The 14,999-nt window shown below is 70.8% G+C and carries 13 protein-coding genes; 11 read left to right on the top strand and 2 right to left on the bottom strand.

What is annotated here, in order from left to right:
• The first annotated feature begins 57 nt into the window (after positions 1 to 57).
• The 6 genes from NZH93_RS09310 to larE are packed head-to-tail and all read left to right on the top strand — an operon-like array spanning position 58 to position 4,954.
• Entirely contained in the window at positions 58 to 183 is a 126-nt protein-coding gene (locus tag NZH93_RS09310) for a hypothetical protein (protein WP_259622563.1), read from the top strand.
• Entirely contained in the window at positions 180 to 1,031 is an 852-nt protein-coding gene (locus NZH93_RS09305; protein WP_259622562.1) for an amidohydrolase family protein, read from the top strand. The genes NZH93_RS09310 and NZH93_RS09305 overlap by 4 nt, the downstream gene beginning before the upstream one ends.
• Entirely contained in the window at positions 1,031 to 2,329 is a 1,299-nt protein-coding gene (larA, locus tag NZH93_RS09300; RefSeq protein WP_259622561.1) for a nickel-dependent lactate racemase, read from the top strand. Before NZH93_RS09305 ends, larA begins: the two co-directional genes overlap by 1 nt.
• Positions 2,326 to 3,009 carry a nickel pincer cofactor biosynthesis protein LarB gene (gene larB / locus NZH93_RS09295; protein ID WP_259622560.1) on the top strand — a complete coding sequence of 228 codons (684 nt, stop codon included), beginning with the start codon at positions 2,326 to 2,328 and terminating at the stop codon, positions 3,007 to 3,009. Before larA ends, larB begins: the two co-directional genes overlap by 4 nt.
• On the top strand, positions 3,006 to 4,154 hold the full coding sequence (larC, locus tag NZH93_RS09290; protein ID WP_259622559.1) for a nickel pincer cofactor biosynthesis protein LarC: 1,149 nt from the start codon (positions 3,006 to 3,008) through the stop codon (positions 4,152 to 4,154). Before larB ends, larC begins: the two co-directional genes overlap by 4 nt.
• Entirely contained in the window at positions 4,154 to 4,954 is an 801-nt protein-coding gene (gene larE / locus NZH93_RS09285) for an ATP-dependent sacrificial sulfur transferase LarE (RefSeq protein ID WP_259622558.1), read from the top strand. The genes larC and larE overlap by 1 nt, the downstream gene beginning before the upstream one ends.
• An 86-nt stretch (positions 4,955 to 5,040) precedes the next feature.
• On the opposite strand, the gene NZH93_RS09280 is transcribed toward larE, so the two are convergent.
• Together NZH93_RS09280 and NZH93_RS09275 are read right to left on the bottom strand one after the other, a co-directional pair.
• The gene (locus NZH93_RS09280; RefSeq protein ID WP_259622557.1) at positions 5,041 to 6,459 is read right to left on the bottom strand and encodes a glycoside hydrolase family 43 protein; all 1,419 of its coding nucleotides are present in this window, start codon (positions 6,457 to 6,459) and stop codon (positions 5,041 to 5,043) included.
• A gap of 62 nt (positions 6,460 to 6,521) precedes the next feature.
• Positions 6,522 to 7,892: a glycoside hydrolase family 10 protein gene (locus tag NZH93_RS09275; RefSeq protein ID WP_259622556.1), complete on the bottom strand. Its 1,371-nt coding sequence runs from the start codon at positions 7,890 to 7,892 to the stop codon at positions 6,522 to 6,524.
• 389 nt (positions 7,893 to 8,281) lie between these two features.
• Here NZH93_RS09275 and NZH93_RS09270 point away from each other — a divergent pair, with 389 nt between their 5' ends.
• The 5 genes from NZH93_RS09270 (at position 8,282) to NZH93_RS09250 (ending at position 14,951) form a co-directional block, all read left to right on the top strand.
• Positions 8,282 to 9,049: a FadR/GntR family transcriptional regulator gene (locus tag NZH93_RS09270; RefSeq protein ID WP_259622555.1), complete on the top strand. Its 768-nt coding sequence runs from the start codon at positions 8,282 to 8,284 to the stop codon at positions 9,047 to 9,049.
• Positions 9,050 to 9,255: 206 nt separating this feature from the next.
• Positions 9,256 to 10,335: a LacI family DNA-binding transcriptional regulator gene (locus NZH93_RS09265; RefSeq protein WP_259622554.1), complete on the top strand. Its 1,080-nt coding sequence runs from the start codon at positions 9,256 to 9,258 to the stop codon at positions 10,333 to 10,335.
• A 238-nt stretch (positions 10,336 to 10,573) separates the two neighbouring features.
• Positions 10,574 to 12,025, top strand: coding sequence for a glycoside hydrolase family 62 protein (locus tag NZH93_RS09260; protein ID WP_259622553.1), 1,452 nt, complete (start codon positions 10,574 to 10,576; stop codon positions 12,023 to 12,025).
• A gap of 24 nt (positions 12,026 to 12,049) precedes the next feature.
• Positions 12,050 to 13,648 (top strand): glycoside hydrolase family 43 protein, encoded by a 1,599-nt coding sequence (locus NZH93_RS09255; protein ID WP_259622552.1) that lies wholly within the window; start codon positions 12,050 to 12,052, stop codon positions 13,646 to 13,648.
• 25 nt (positions 13,649 to 13,673) lie between these two features.
• Positions 13,674 to 14,951 carry a CE1 family esterase gene (locus tag NZH93_RS09250; RefSeq protein WP_259622551.1) on the top strand — a complete coding sequence of 426 codons (1,278 nt, stop codon included), beginning with the start codon at positions 13,674 to 13,676 and terminating at the stop codon, positions 14,949 to 14,951.
• Positions 14,952 to 14,999: the final 48 nt, after the last annotated feature.

Below are 14,999 nucleotides of genomic sequence, written 5' to 3'. Positions count from 1 at the left end.
GTGAGGAGCGGAATGCGACTGCTGAGAGTTGGCGATCCCCGTTCGGAGGTTCCCGTGGTGCCGGACGACGCCGGCCAGGCCCGCGACTCCGTCACGGGCCTGGCGCTCGGGCACCCGCGCGACGGTGACGTGGTGGAGCCGGGCGTCGTCCGCCTTGGCGCGCGGCGGATCGGGCGGGCGTGAGCGCCGTGCGCCGGATCGACGCCCACCACCACCTGTGGGACCTCGCCGCCCGGCCGCAGGAGTGGCTGGCCGGGCTGGAGCCCATCCGCCGCGACTTCGGCGAGGCCGACCTGCGCGCGGCGACCGGCGCCGCTGGGATCGACGCCACCGTCCTGGTCCAGGTGCTGCCCGACGTCCAGGAGACGGTGGAGTTCCTCGCGCTGGCGGAGGACTCCGACCTGATCTCCGGGGTCGTGGGGTGGGTCGACCTCACCTCGCCCGACGTCGCCGATCAACTGGACCGGCTGCGGCGCGGCCCCGGTGGCGACCGGCTGGTGGGCGTCCGGCACCTGGTGGAGCCCGAGCCCGACCCGAAGTGGTTGACGCGACCCGACGTGCTCGCCGGGCTGCGCGCGGTGCGCGACGCCGGACTCGTCTACGACGTGCTGACCCGCCCGCACCAACTCCCCGCGGTCGTGGCGGTGGTGCGGGCGGTGCCGGACCTGGAGTTCGTGCTGGACCACCTGTCCAAACCGGACGTCGCGGGCCGGGTGCTCGATCCGTGGGCCGCCTGGCTGGACGAGCTCGCCGCCCTGCCCAACGTGACCGCGAAGGTGTCCGGGCTCGTGACCGAGGCGGGGCCACGGTGGGCGGTGGACGACCTCCGGCCCTTCGTCGACGTCGCGCTGGAGGCGTTCGGCCCGTCCCGGCTGATGTTCGGCACCGACTGGCCGGTGTGCCTGCTCGCCGCGTCCTACGACGAGGTCGTCGAGTCGGCCCGCCAGGTGACCGACGGCCTGACCGCCGCCGAGCGCGACCAGGTCTTCGGCGGCACGGCCGCCCGCGTCTACCAGTTGGGGGGTCGGTGATGGACACCGTGCGGCTCGCCTACGGCGAGACGGGCCTGGACCTGCTCGTCGACCCGGCGGTGACCACCGTGGTGACGCCCCGGCACCACCGGGCGACCGAGCCGCCGCGGGAGGTCCTGCGCCGGGCGTTGCGGGCACCCGTGTCGGGCCCACCGCTGCGGGACCGCGTGCGCCGCGGTCAGACCGTGGCGATCTCCGCCTGCGACATCACCCGCCCGCAACCCCGTGAGCTGATGATCGGCGCGATCCTGGAGGAGCTCGACGGGGTGGTCGACCTCGCCGACGTCGTGGTGCTGGTCGCGACCGGCACCCACCGGGCCAACACCGAGGCCGAGCTGCGCGCCATGTTCGGCGACGAGGTCGTCGACGCGGTGCGGATCGTCAACCACGACTCCCGCGACCGCCGGAGCCTGACGTGGCTGGGCGAGTTCGGCGCGGAGGTGCCGGTGTGGCTGAACAGCGAGTGGGTCGACGCGGACGTGCGCGTCACCACCGGGTTCGTCGAACCGCACTTCTTCGCCGGGTTCTCCGGCGGCCCGAAGCTGGTCGCGCCCGGCCTCGCCGCGCTGGAGACCGTCCTGGTGCTGCACGACGCGCGCCGGATCGGGCACCCGCGGGCGATGTGGGGGATCGTCGAGGGCAACCCGGTGCACGACGACGTGCGCGCCATCGCCGAGGCCACCGGCGTGACCTTCGGGTTCGACGTGGTGCTGAACCAGGACAAGGAGGTCGTCGCCGCGTTCGGCGGTGACCTGCTCGCGATGCACGCCGAGGCGGTGCGCACCGCCCGCGCCGTCGCCATGCGGCCGGTGCCGCGGCTCTTCGACGTGGTGGTGACCACCAACTCCGGGTATCCGCTCGACCAGAACCTCTACCAGTCGGTGAAGGGGATGTCGGCCGCCCACCAGGTGGTCAAACCCGGCGGCGTGATCGTGTGCGCCGCCGAGTGCCGCGACGGCTTCCCCGACCACGGTTCCTACCGCGAGGTGCTCGCCTCCGCGGACTCACCCGCCGCGCTGCTCGCGGAGATCTCCGCGCGGACGGTCACCGTGCCGGACCAGTGGCAGGTGCAGATCCAGGCGCGCATCCAGAACGACTGCCAGGTGGTCGTGCACACCTCGCACCTCAGCGACGCCGAGTTGGCCACCGCGCACCTGCGGCAGACCGCGGACGTCTCCGCCACCGTGGCCGAGGCCCTCGCCGCGGCCGGACCCGACGCCCGGCTGTGCGTGCTCCCCGAGGGCCCGCAGACGATCCCGTACGTCGACGGCGCCACCCCGCGAGGAGGACGAGCATGACCGGACAGGACGCGGTCGACCTCGGGTTCGCCAGGGTCGACGTCGACCGCGAGGCACGCCAGGGCCTGCCGGAGGTGGTCTACGGCAGCGGCAAGACACCGGGCCAGGTCGTCGAGGTCGTGCGCACCCTGTTGCGGCACAACGCCGGTCCCGTGCTCGTCACGCGCGTGGACGCGGGCACGGCGATCTCCGTGCTGCGCGCCGTCCCCGGCGGCACCTACGACAGCGAGGCCCGCCTGCTCGTGTGGCGCCCGGCCGAGCCGACGGGGTTCAGCGTGGTCGTGGCCGCCGCGGGTACGGCCGACCTGCCGGTGGTGCGGGAAGCCGCCGCGGTGGCCGCCGCCGTGGGGATCGGCGTGACCACCGTGACCGACGTCGGGGTGGCGGGGCTGCACCGGCTGCTCGCCGAGCAGGACCGGCTGCGCGCCGCGGACACCGTCATCGTCGTCGCGGGGATGGAGGGAGCGCTCGCGAGCGCGGTCGGCGGCCTCGTCGCGTGCCCGGTGGTCGCCGTGCCCACCTCCACCGGCTACGGCGCGGGCCTGGACGGCATCACCGCGCTGCTGGCGATGCACGCGTCCTGCGCGGCCGGGATCACCGTGGTGAACATCGACTCCGGGTTCGGGGCGGCGATGGCCGCGTTCCGGCTGTCCCGCGTGGCGCGACGGGGGACGCCGTGAGCCGGGTCTGCGTCATCTCGCCGTTCACCGGGCTGGCCGGTGACATGCTGCTGGCCGCGCTGGTCGACGCGGGCGCGCCGCTGGACGCCGTCCGCGCGGCCGTGTCCGACACCGGTCTGGACGGCTGGGACCTGACGGTCGCACGGGTGCCGACCCACGGGCTCACCGGCAGCCGGGCCGTCGTGTCGGTCACCGACGGCGCCACGAGCCGCAGGGCGGGCGAGCTGATCGACATGGCGGGCCGGGTGCGCGACCGGGTGGTGGCGGACACCGCGGTCGCGGCGCTGCGCGCCATCGCCGAGGTCGAGGGGCACCTGCACGGCGAGGACCCCGATCTGGTGCACCTGCACGAACTCGGCGGCCACGACACCCTCGTGGACGTCGTCGGCGTCGCCGCGGCGCTGCGCGCGCTGGACGTGCGGACCGTCCACTGCGAGGCGCTGCCGATCGGCAGCGGAACGGTCCGCACCGCGCACGGGGTGCTGCCCTGCCCGGCTCCGGCGACCTCGGCGCTGCTGCGGGGCGCCCGCGTCGTGGGCACCGCGCTGGCGGGCGAGACCGTGACGCCGACCGCCGCGGCGCTGCTGAGGGCGGTGGCCGCCGACTACGGCCCGGCGCCGGAGATGCGGATGGTGGCCACCGGCTACGGCGTGGGCACGCGGACGCTCCCGGACCGGCCCAACGTGGCGGTGGTCAGGCTCGGCGACCGGGAGACCTCGGACGTGCGCGACCTCGTGGTGCTGGAGACCAACCTCGACGACGTGACGGGGGAGGTGCTCGGCCACCTCATCTCCCTCCTGCTCGACCGCGGCGCGCTGGATGGCTGGATCACCCCGGCCGTGATGAAGAAGGGCAGACCGGCGCACGTGCTGCACGCCCTGACCACACCGGAGACCGCCGACGAGGTCGAGAGGCTGATGTTCGCCGAGTCGGGCACCCTCGGCGTGCGGCGGACCACCGTCCGGCGCACGGCCTTGCCCCGGACCACCGACACCGTGCACCTGCACGGGATGCCGGTGCGCCGCAAGCGCGGACCGCACCACGCCAAGGCGGAGTACGAGGACGCCGCCGCCGTGGCCCGGCGGACGGGTCTGCCGTTGCGCCTGGTGCTGGCAATGGCCGCCGAACTCCCCGAGGAGCGCTGATGAGCACCGCCGAACGACTCGTGGCCCACCTGGAGGCGATCGGCCCACTGGCCGTGGCGTTCTCCGGCGGCGCGGACTCCGCACTCGTGCTGGCCGCCGCCGTGCGCGCCGTCGGCCCCGCCGCGGTGCTCGCGGTCACCGCCGACTCGGCGAGCCTGGCCACCGCCGAGTTGACGGGCGCGGTGGCGTTCGCCCACGACCTCGGTGTGCGGCACGTGGCGCCGGAGACCCGCGAACTGGACGACCCGGAGTACGCGGCGAACGGCCGGAACCGCTGCTACTCCTGCAAGTCCACCGTGCTGGAGGCAATCACGGCGGTCGCGCGGGACAACGGCCTGTCGGCGGTGGCGACCGGCACGAACGCCGACGACGCGCGCGACCCGTTCCGGCCCGGCATCCGGGCGGGCGACGAGATCGGCGTGCACACCCCGTTGCGCGACCTCGGGATGAGCAAGGCCGACGTCCGCGCGGTGAGCGCGCTCTGGGGACTGTCCACATCGGACAAGCCCGCGCTGCCGTGCCTGGCGAGCCGGGTGCGGTACGGGGTGTCGATCACGCCCGCGCGCCTGGCCAGGGTGGAGCGCGCCGAGGTGGCGGTCCGGACGTGGCTCGCGGACGCGGGCACGCCGACCAGGGACCTGCGCGTGCGCGACCTCGGCGACGTCGGGCGGGTCGAACTCGACCCGCACCTGGCGGACCTGCCGGAGGTCCGCCGGGTGCTGCTCGGGATCGTCCGCGAGGCGGGCTTCGGCGGCGCGGAGGTGGCGGTGTTCCGGTCGGGGGCCCTCAACCACGAGTGAACGGCGGGTTCACGGCCTGGCCACCACGAGCAGTGCGGCCAAGGCCACGAACAGGACGACCGCGAACAGGGCCGTGAGCCTCGCCGTCACCGCGTTCTCCGGCCGTGGTCCGCCTTTCCGACCGCGGTGGTGCCGAACCGCCACCAGTTCATGTTGAGCAGGTAGCCGCTGCCGCCGCTGAACCGCAGGTACACGTCGCGGGTGCCGGACAGGCCGCTGACGGGGCAGGACACGGTGGTCCACGCCTGCCAGCCGCCGGTGTTGGGGACCGAGCAGCGGCCGACGACGGTTCCGGTCGGTCCGCCGGTGCGGACCTCCACCGCCGCGCCGGACACCGTCGAGGAGACGCGGGCGCTGAACGACGCCGCGCCCGCGCCGAACGCGACGTTCTTCACCTTCAGGTAGTCGCCGTTGTCGACGTACCCGACGTTCAGGCCGCCCTCGGACGACACCTCGGTTTCGATGCCCGAGCCCCAGGCGATGGTCTCGGCCTCCTGGCGGGTGTACGGGTCGAGCGTGTCGGCGGGCGGTGGGCCGCCGGTGGTCATCGACAGCGCCGGGATGGTGCCGTCGGCGTTGTAGGAGAACTTCTCGACGGCCACCGAGCGGGTGAAACCGCCGCCGCCGGGCAGCGCGCCGTTGTGGTAGAAGAAGTACGAGCCGCCCTTGAAGTCGACGACGCCCGCGTGGTTGGTGAAACTGCTGCCCTGGGTGGGCATCACGGTGCCGCGGTAGGTCCACGGCCCGGTCGGGCTCGGGGCGGTGGAGTACGCGATGAACTCCGAGCAGCACTTGGCCGCGAAGACGTTGTAGTACAACCCGTTGCGCTTGTACACCCAGGGGCCCTCCTCGTAGAGGGTCGGCCGGTTCGGGTCACCGGTGCGGGTGCCGAAGCCCGCGGTGGTGAGCGGGATCTTCGTGGCGCTGCCGGAGTAGGAGGTCATGTCGCTGTTGAGCTTCACGTACCAGAGGTTCGGGTTGCCCCAGTACAGGTACGCCTGGCCGTCGTCGTCGATCATCACGGTCGGGTCGATCTCGCCGTTCTCCACCAGCGGGCGGCCGATGGCGTCGCGGAACGGGCCGGTCGGGTTGTCCGCGACGCCCACGCCGATGGCCATGCGGCCGGTGGCGCGGTTGACGACGGGGACGTACCAGTAGAACTTCCCGCCGCGCTCTACGGCCTGGCCCGCCCAGGCGTCCTTGCTGGCCCAGGCGAACGTGCCCACGTTCATGGGGGAGCCGTGGTCGGTCCAGTTCACCATGTCGGCGGACGACCAGACGCGCCACTCCTTCATCGTGAAGTAGGTGGAGCCGTCCTCGTCGTGTCCTGTGTAGAGGTACACGCGGCCGTTGTGCACCAGCGGTGCCGGGTCCGCGGTGTGGATGTGCTGCACGATCGGGTTGTCGGCCCTGGCGGGCGTGACCGCGGTGAACCCGGTCACGGCCAGCGCCAGTCCGAGCAGCGCGGCGACGCGCGCCCGGAACCTCGCCGGTGGAGGAGTCATCGTCGTCTCCTGTGCAGGGGTTGGGGTGCCCGGAGCGGGCGGTGCGCTCCGGGCACTCGGGGTCAGGCGGCCGCGCAGATGGGGGACAGCCCGTCACCGCTCCCGGTGCCCTGGAAGCCGAACTCGGTGGACTGCCCGGCACCGACGGCACCGTTGTAGGCGACGTTGGTCCAGACGACCGTGCCGGTGGTGCCGCTGCCGGTGGCGCTCCAGGAACCCGTCACCGCGGTGCCGGACGGCAGCGAGGTGGTCACCTTCCAGCCGGTCAACGCGGAGGAACCCGCGGTGACCTTGACGGTGGCGACGAAGCCGCCGTTCCAGGCGTTCAGCGACACCGACGCGGTGCAGTCACCGGTGCCGGGGTCGGGCGGAGTCGTGGTCGTGGTGGTGGTCGTCGTGGTGGTGCCGGGCTCGCCCGGAACGGTCGTCCCGCCCGCGTTGAGGGCGTCGAGGACGGAGTTGTAGGCGGCCTTCTTGTTGCCGGAGCCGTCGAACAGCAGCGGGTTCTCGCCCGTGCGCCACGAGTCGCTGTCGCGCACGCCCCACACGGTGATGCCCGTGCAGCGGGGCACGGCCAGGCACGCCCTGGTCACCGTGGAATAGCCGCCTGCCTGGCTCGACCCGGCGATGTCCAGCTCGGTGATCTGCACGTCGACACCGAGGTCGGCGAACCGCTTGATGTTGGCCTGGTAGTCGCCGGGCGGGCCGTTGGTGAGGTGGGACTGGAGCCCGACGCAGTCGATCGGCACGCCGCGGGACTTGAAGTCGCGCACCATGTTGTAGATGCCGGTCGACTTCGCGTTGATCCCATCGGTGTTGTAGTCGTTGTAGCAGAGCTTGGCGTTCGGGTCGGCGGAGCGGGCGGCGCGGAAGGCGGCCTCGATCCAGTCGTTGCCGGTGCGCTGGAGGTTGGAGTCGCGTCGGCCGCCGGAGCTACCGTCGGCGAAGGCCTCGTTGACCACGTCCCAGGCGTAGATCTTGCCCTTGTAGTGGGTCGCGACCTGGGTGACGTGGTTGATCGCCGCGCTCCGGAGCGTCGAGCCGCTGAGCCCCTGGGCCCAGCCCGGCTGCTGCTGGTGCCACAGCAGGGCGTGACCGCGCACCCGCTTGCCGTTGTTCAGCGCCTGGTTGAGGACGCGGTCGCCGTTGGAGTAGTTGAACTGGCCGCGGTTGGGCTCGGTCGCGTCCCACTTCATCTCGTTCTCGGCGGTGATCATGGTGAACTCGCGGTTCACGATCCCGGTGTAGGTCGAGTCGCCGAGCTTGCCCGCCGCGATGGCGGCGCCGTAGTACCGGCCGGTCTGAGCCGCCGCGGCACCCAGGGTGGTCGCCGCGCTGGCGGTGCCGGTGACGATCAGCGTCGCGCCCAGCGCGGCCGCCAGGACCGCCGACGCCATGGCGGGCAGCGACACCGACCTCGATGTCAGTTTCATCTTCCACGCTTTCCGAAGACCGCACGGAACGTCCGGGCGGTGAGGGGTTTTGCCGGGGTCGACCACGTGGCAGGGCACGGGGAAGACGCGCCGAGCGGAAGTGTGGCAGCGGATGTTCGCGTTCACAAGACGTGCTGGCAGAGGGAATCGCGGTGTTGGTGCTAATGGTCCACTGAAAGCAGGGAGCGCTCCCAAATGCCACTTGAAAGGCCTAACGGGCTTGGTTCAACCAAGGTGCCAGCTAAAGTTAGCGCTAACATTTTAGCCTTCGAGAAAGGAGGCTGGCCTCTTCGGGAGACCTGACTCGTATGACGTCAGACGTCAACGGTGTTACGAATGGTGTCGACGTGCCATAGTGGGTGGGCTGTGCAGCGCACCGGAGGGACGACGTGACGACGACCAGCCCAGAGCCGACCGTTCCCGCGAGCCCCGCGTGGGCTCGTAGGCCGAACAACCTGGCGAAGGCCGTCACGGCCGAACTCGTCGACCGCATCGTCCGCGGCGTCCACCCGTACGGGTCCACCCTGCCCCCCGAGCCCGTCCTCTGCGAGATGTTCTCGGTGAGCCGGACGGTGATCCGCGAAGCGGTGAAGGTGCTCCAGGAGAAGGGGCTGGTCCAGGTGCGCCAGGGCGCGGGCACCATGGTCAACCCGCTCGTGGCGTGGAACATGCTCGACGAGCTGGTGCTCGCCGCCACCATCGCCGAGGACGAGAGCCTGGCCATCCTCGACGACCTGGTCGTCACGCGGCGGCTGCTGGAGTCCGACATGGCGCAGGTCGCCGCCCGCGTAGCCGACGAGGACACCCTCGACCGGCTGCGCGCCCTCGTGGACCGGATGGACGAGCTCTACCACGACGTCCCCACCTACCACGAGCACGACCGGGCCTTCCACGACACGATCATGCGGGCGTCGGGGAACCGGATCGCCCGAGGCGTGGTCCGGGCGCTGGAGAGCCAGGTCATCAACACGGCGAGCTACGTGGGCGTGAGCGGAGCGGAGTTCTGCAAGGCCTCCAACCAGGGGCACCGCCGCATCTTCGAGCGCATCGCCGCCCACGACGAGGCGGGTGCCGCCGACGCCATGTTCACCCACATCACCGAGGCGTGGCTGGTGCGCCGCGCCGCCGCCGGGGACCCCGGCAGGCTGAAGCGCTGAGCCCGTCGGGTTCGAGGAGAGGAGGGTGCGGGCCGAAAGGAGAACGACGCGTCGCTGAAGCGTCCTACCGGTGAGGCTTCGACAGTCCACCGGACGACGTTTCGCGCGGACTACTTGTTCGTGTTGACCTCGAATTTCTCAACGGGTGTCCTGCCGGGTGCCTATATCCGTTGATTCGGTTGATCGCCGTCGAGACGGAGGCATGTGTGGTGCGACAACGGGTGACGCTGGCCGATGTGGCCAAGGCGAGTGGTGTTTCCCCCACGACCGCGTCCTTGGTGTTGTCCGGCCGAGGCAGGGATCTGCGCATTTCCCGCGACGCGGAGAACAGGGTGCGGGCCGCCGCCCGCGAACTGGGGTATCGGCGGTACGCGGTGTCCGACGGGGTGCTCAAGGGGCGTACGCGGACCGTCGGTCTGATCATCGACTCCGTGGTGTCGTCCCCGCTCGCGGGCGGCATGGTCCGCGGGGCCGTGGAAGCGGCGGGCGGGCGCGGCTTCGTGCTCTTCACCGGCGAGAGCGGCGGTGATCCCGAGGTCGAGCGGTCGCTGGTCGAGGCGATGCGCGACCGCCGGGTCGACGGCATCGTGTTCGCCACCGTGTCGACCAAGGTGGTCGTGGTGCCCAAGGGCCTCGACGACGGTCCCGCCGTGCTCCTCAACGCCCTGCCGCGCGGCTGGTCGTCGCTGCCGTCGGTGGTGCCCGACGAGGTGCAGGCCGGTCGGTCCGCCGCGCGGGTGCTCGTCGAGGCGGGGCACCGCGAGGGCGTCCACCTGGTCGGGGTAGGCCCCGGTCTCGACCAGGCGTCCCCGGCGGGCATCACCGCCGTGGAACGCCTGATCGGCATCCGTGAGGTGTTCGACGACGCGGGCGTGACCGCGGTGGGCGGGCGTCCCTGTGCGGACTGGAGCCCGGAGAACGGGTACGACGCCACCCGCGAGCTGCTGCGCCGCACCAGGCCCTCGGCGCTGCTGTGCTTCGACGACCGCTTGGCCTTCGGCGCCTACCAAGCGCTCGCCGACGCCGGGCTGTCCGTGCCGGAGGACGTGTCGGTGGTGTCCTTTGACGACCACTCCATCGCCTCGTGGTTGCGCCCGCTGCTGACGACCGTCGTGCTGCCGCACCGCGAACTCGGCGCGAAGGCGGTGGAGATGCTGTTCGCCGAGCCGGGACGTGGCGGGTTGCCGAGTGCCGCGACGGTCCACCGCGTGCCCATGACCGTCCGCCACGGTGGCTCGGTCAAGTCCCTCGTCGCGCCGCTGAGCACCCAGGGAGCTACTCGTTGAGCACGTTCACCAACGAGAGCGCGAAGACGTCCACCTAAAGCCGGATATCGGGCCGAAGAATCAGCAATAGCAATACTTATCGCTCAACGACTTGCTGGCGGGCGGCTAAAGTTAGCGCTCACATTTTAGCTTTGACCGACCCCTGTCGCCGTGGATACATTGCCTGGCAGGGACCGCCGTTGAACCCCTGCCCCGAATCCGGCCGCGCCCTGACCCGAACTCCCACCGAAGGATGGTCATGTCCCTGTCGAGGCTCTTCTCGTCCAGGCGGTCGAAGCTGCTGACCGCGGCCGCGGTCCCGTTCGCGGCGCTGATCGCGCTCACCACAGTGTCGGCTCCCGCGTCGGCCGCGGCGGGGTGCTCGGTCGCCTACTCTGCCCCGTCGCAGTGGTCGGGAGGGTTCACCGCCGCCGTCACCGTCACCAACCTCGGTGACGCGGTCGACGGCTGGACCCTCACCTGGTCCTACACGAGCGGCCAGCAGGTGAAGGAGGCCTGGAACGCCCAGGTCTCGCAGAGCGGCGCGCAGGTCACGGCGCGCAACGTCTCCTACAACGCGTCGATCCCGACAGGGGGCAAGGTGGAGTTCGGCTTCAACGGTTCCGCGAACGGCACCGACAACCCGTCTCCGACGTCGTTCACCCTGAACGGCACCACCTGCACCGGAGGTGTCGGTCCCACCCCGACGACGACCACCACGACCACGACCACGACGCCGCAACCGGGTGGGAGCCTCCCGTCGAGCTTCCGGTGGTCCTCCAGCGGAGCGCTGATCAGCCCGAAGCCGGACTCGACGCACGCCAACGTGGCGGTGAAGGACCCGAGCGTCGTGTACCACAACGGCAAGTACCACGTGTTCGCCTCGACCTACACCACCGGCTACAACCTGATGTACACCAGCTTCTCGGACTGGTCGCAGGCTTCGGCGGCGCCGCACTACTACCTCGACCGCTCGGGGGTCGGCGCGGGCTACCGGGCCGCGCCGCAGGTGTTCTACTTCGCACCGCAGCGGCTGTGGTACCTGATCTACCAGACGGGGTCGAACGCCTCGTACTCCACGACCACCGACATCGCCGACCCGGCGTCCTGGTCGACGCCGAGGAACTTCTACGCCAACGGGATGCCGCAGATCATCAAGGACAACATCGGCAACGGCTACTGGGTCGACTTCTGGATGATCTGCGACTCCGCCAGGTGCCACCTGTTCTCCTCGGACGACAACGGCCACCTCTACCGGTCTGAGACCACCCTGGCGAACTTCCCGAACGGGTTCACCAACACCGTGATCGCGTTGCAGGACTCCAACCGCAACAGGCTGTTCGAGGCGTCGAACGTCTACAAGATCGCGGGGAAGAACCAGTACTTCCTGGTGCACGAGGCGATCGGCACCGACGGCCGCCGCTACTTCCGCTCCTGGACCTCCTCGTCCATCGCGGGTTCCTGGACGGCGCTGGCCGACACCGAGTCCAACCCGTTCGCCAGGGCCAACAACGTGACGTTCCCGAGTGGACAGTGGACCCGCGACATCAGCCACGGGGAGGTGGTCCGCACGAACGTCGACCAGACCATGGAGATCAGCCCCTGCGGCCTCAGCTACCTCTACCAGGGCCTGGACCCCAACGCGAGCGGTGACTACAACAGGCTGCCCTGGAGGCTCGGGCTGCTGACCCAGACCAACTCCACCTGCTGACAACGATCCTCGGAAGGACGACCGATGTCCCGTCAACGGCTGTGGAAGTCGGCTCTGGCCGCGGTCGCGGTCCTGGGCCTGATGGGCGGAGCGATCCCCACGACCACCACCACGGACCCCCGTGCCTCGACGTTCGCCAACCCGGTGCTGTGGCAGGACTTCGCCGACATCGACATCATCCGGGTCGACAACGCGTACTACTACTCCGCCTCCACCATGCACTACTCGCCCGGCGCGCCGATCCTGCGTTCCTACGACCTGGTGAACTGGGAGTTCGCGGGCCACTCCGTGCCGAAGCTCGACTTCGGCGCGAAGTACGACATGAGCGGCGGACGCGCCTACGTCAACGGCATCTGGGCGTCCTTCCTCAACTACCGCAAGAGCAACAGGACGTTCTACTGGGGCGGTTGCGTCGACTTCGCCAAGACGCACATCTACACCGCCACCGCCGTGGACGGCCAGTGGTCCAAGCTGTCCACGATCGACAAGTGCTACTACGACGCGGGTCTGCTGGTCGACGACAACGACACGATGTACGTCGCCTACGGCAACACGACCATCAGCGTCGCCCAGCTCTCGGCCGACGGGAAGTCCGAGGTCCGCTCGCAGCAGGTGTTCCAGACCCCGTCGACCATCGGCACCCTGGAGGGCGCGCGGTTCTACAAGCGGAACGGCAGCTACTACATCTGGCTGACCAAGCCCGCCAACGGCCAGTACGTCCTCAAGTCCGCCAGCCCGTTCGGCCCGTACACCGTCCAGCAGGTCCTGCTGAACATGCCCTCGCCGATCTCCGGCGGGGGAGTGCCGCACCAGGGCGGTCTGGTGCAGACGCAGAACGGCGACTGGTACTACCTGGCCTTCGTCGACGCCTACCCCGGTGGACGCGTGCCGGTGCTCGCCCCGATCACGTGGACCTCGGACGGCTGGCCGCGCGTCACCACCGTCAACGGAGGCTGGGGGGTGAACTACCCGGTACCCACCCTGCCCGCGCCACCCCGGCAGGTGAAGCCGATGACCGGGGTGGACACGTTCGCCGGGACGGCGCTGGGGCCGCAGTGGGAGTGGAACCACAACCCGGACACGAGCAGGTACAGCGTCGACAACGGCCTGCGCCTGTCCACCGCGACCGTCACCAACGACCTGTACTCCGCGCGCAACACCCTCACCCACCGCGTCCAGGGCCCGACCTCCACCGGCACCGTCACGCTCGACCTCACGGCGATGCGCGACGGTGACCGCACGGGCCTGGCGATGCTGCGCGACCAGTCGGCGTGGATCGGCGTCAAGCGCGACAACGGGCGCAACCGGGTCGTGGTGGTCAACGGCCTGACGATGGATTCCGCTTGGCGCACCACGGGAACCGGCACCGAGGTGGCGAGCGCCGACCTGGCGGGCACGAGGATCTGGTTGCGCGCCAACGCCGACATCCGTCCCGGCTCCGGCAGGCAGGCCCGGTTCTCCTACAGCACCGACGGCGTGAACTTCACCTCGTTCGGCCCCGGTTTCACGCTCAACAACGCCTGGCAGTTCTTCATGGGCTACCGCTTCGGCATCTTCAACCACGCCACCTCGGCGCTCGGCGGCGCGGTCACCGTGCAGCGCTTCGAACTCACGACGCCCTAGGCACGATGAACGGAAGGAGTTCCCGATGACGAGGAAGAAGTCCGTGTGGGCGGCCGCGTTGTCCCTGGTGCTGGCCGCGGCGGGGTTGGCCGTCGCAGGCGCGGTCGCCGACACCGGGGCCAGTGCCGCGGTGAACGCCGCCGCGACGACCGCCGGGTGCGGCAAGGCACCCGGTCTGGCGAGCGGCACGCAGACGATCCAGAGCGGGGGCAAGAACCGCACCTACATCCTGCGGGTGCCCGGCAACTACGACAACACCCGGCCGTACCGGCTGATCTTCGCCTTCCACTGGTGGGGCGGCACGGCGACCGAGGTCGCCTCGGGCGGGACCAGCGGTTCCCCGTGGGCCTACTACGGCCAGCAGGAGCTGTCCGACAACAGCGCGATCCTGGTGGCCCCGCAGGGCATCGACAACGCGTGGCCCAACAACGGCGGCGAGGACGTCACCTTCGTCGACGCCGTGACCGGTCGGATCGACGCCGCCCTCTGCGTCGACACGACACAGCGCTTCGCGACGGGCTTCAGCTACGGCGGCGGCATGAGCTACGCGCTCGCGTGCGGTCGGGCGACCGTGTTCCGCGCCGTCGCGGTGTTCTCAGGCGCGCAGTTGAGCGGCTGCGACGGGGGGACGCAGCCCGTCGCGTACCTCGGGATCCACGGCATCAGCGACTCGGTGCTGAACATCTCGCAGGGTCGTTCGCTGCGGGACAGGTTCGTGCGCAACAACGGCTGCACGTCCCAGAACCCGCGCGAGCCCGCCGCGGGGAGTCAGACCCACATCACCACCGAGTACTCGGGCTGCCGGGCCGGGTACCCGGTGGTGTGGGCCGCGTTCGACGGCGGCCACCTGCCGGGCGCGGTGGACGGCTGCAACTGCGAGAGCGGCGTCCGGACGTGGACCAAGGGCGAGGTCTGGAAGTTCTTCTCCCAGTTCCAGGGCACCACGCCGAACCCGACGACCACGACGACCACGATCCACCAGGGCCAGCGCTGCCAGGTGGAGTACCGGACCAACGCCTGGAACAGCGGCCTGACCTCGGAGATCGTCATCACGAACACCGGAACGCACCTGTACACCGGGTGGGAGCTGGTGTTCACGCTGCCGAGCGGGCAGACGATCACCTCCGGCTGGAACGCGTCCTACTCACCCAGCTCCGGCCAGGTGACCGCCAGGAACGCCTCCTACAACGCCGAGATAGCCCCGAACGCGTCGGTCGCCATCGGTTTCCAGGCGAGCCACACCGGGGACACCGCCAAGCCGACGTCCTTCACGCTCAACGGCGCGGTCTGCGCCACCGCCTGATCGCACACCGAACTCCCTGCCGGGACCACCGCACCCGTCCGGCACCCC

Origin of the sequence: Umezawaea endophytica (assembly GCF_025061645.1) — a bacterium.
In the GTDB taxonomy this organism is placed as follows: Bacteria; Actinomycetota; Actinomycetes; order Mycobacteriales; family Pseudonocardiaceae; genus Umezawaea; species Umezawaea endophytica.
Note: the sequence above shows the minus strand (reverse complement) of the source record. Positions and strands in the feature narration are given on the sequence as shown.

Excerpts from the sequence above, each read along its gene's own strand:
- larA (WP_259622561.1), top strand. The coding sequence starts at position 1,031 with ATGGACACCGTGCGGCTCGCCTACGGCGAGACGGGCCTGGACCTGCTC.
- larB (WP_259622560.1), top strand. The coding sequence starts at position 2,326 with ATGACCGGACAGGACGCGGTCGACCTCGGGTTCGCCAGGGTCGACGTC.
- larE (WP_259622558.1), top strand. The coding sequence starts at position 4,154 with ATGAGCACCGCCGAACGACTCGTGGCCCACCTGGAGGCGATCGGCCCA.
- NZH93_RS09280 (WP_259622557.1), bottom strand. The coding sequence starts at position 6,459 with ATGACTCCTCCACCGGCGAGGTTCCGGGCGCGCGTCGCCGCGCTGCTC.
- NZH93_RS09275 (WP_259622556.1), bottom strand. The coding sequence starts at position 7,892 with ATGAAACTGACATCGAGGTCGGTGTCGCTGCCCGCCATGGCGTCGGCG.
- NZH93_RS09260 (WP_259622553.1), top strand. The coding sequence starts at position 10,574 with ATGTCCCTGTCGAGGCTCTTCTCGTCCAGGCGGTCGAAGCTGCTGACC.
- NZH93_RS09255 (WP_259622552.1), top strand. The coding sequence starts at position 12,050 with ATGTCCCGTCAACGGCTGTGGAAGTCGGCTCTGGCCGCGGTCGCGGTC.
- NZH93_RS09250 (WP_259622551.1), top strand. The coding sequence starts at position 13,674 with ATGACGAGGAAGAAGTCCGTGTGGGCGGCCGCGTTGTCCCTGGTGCTG.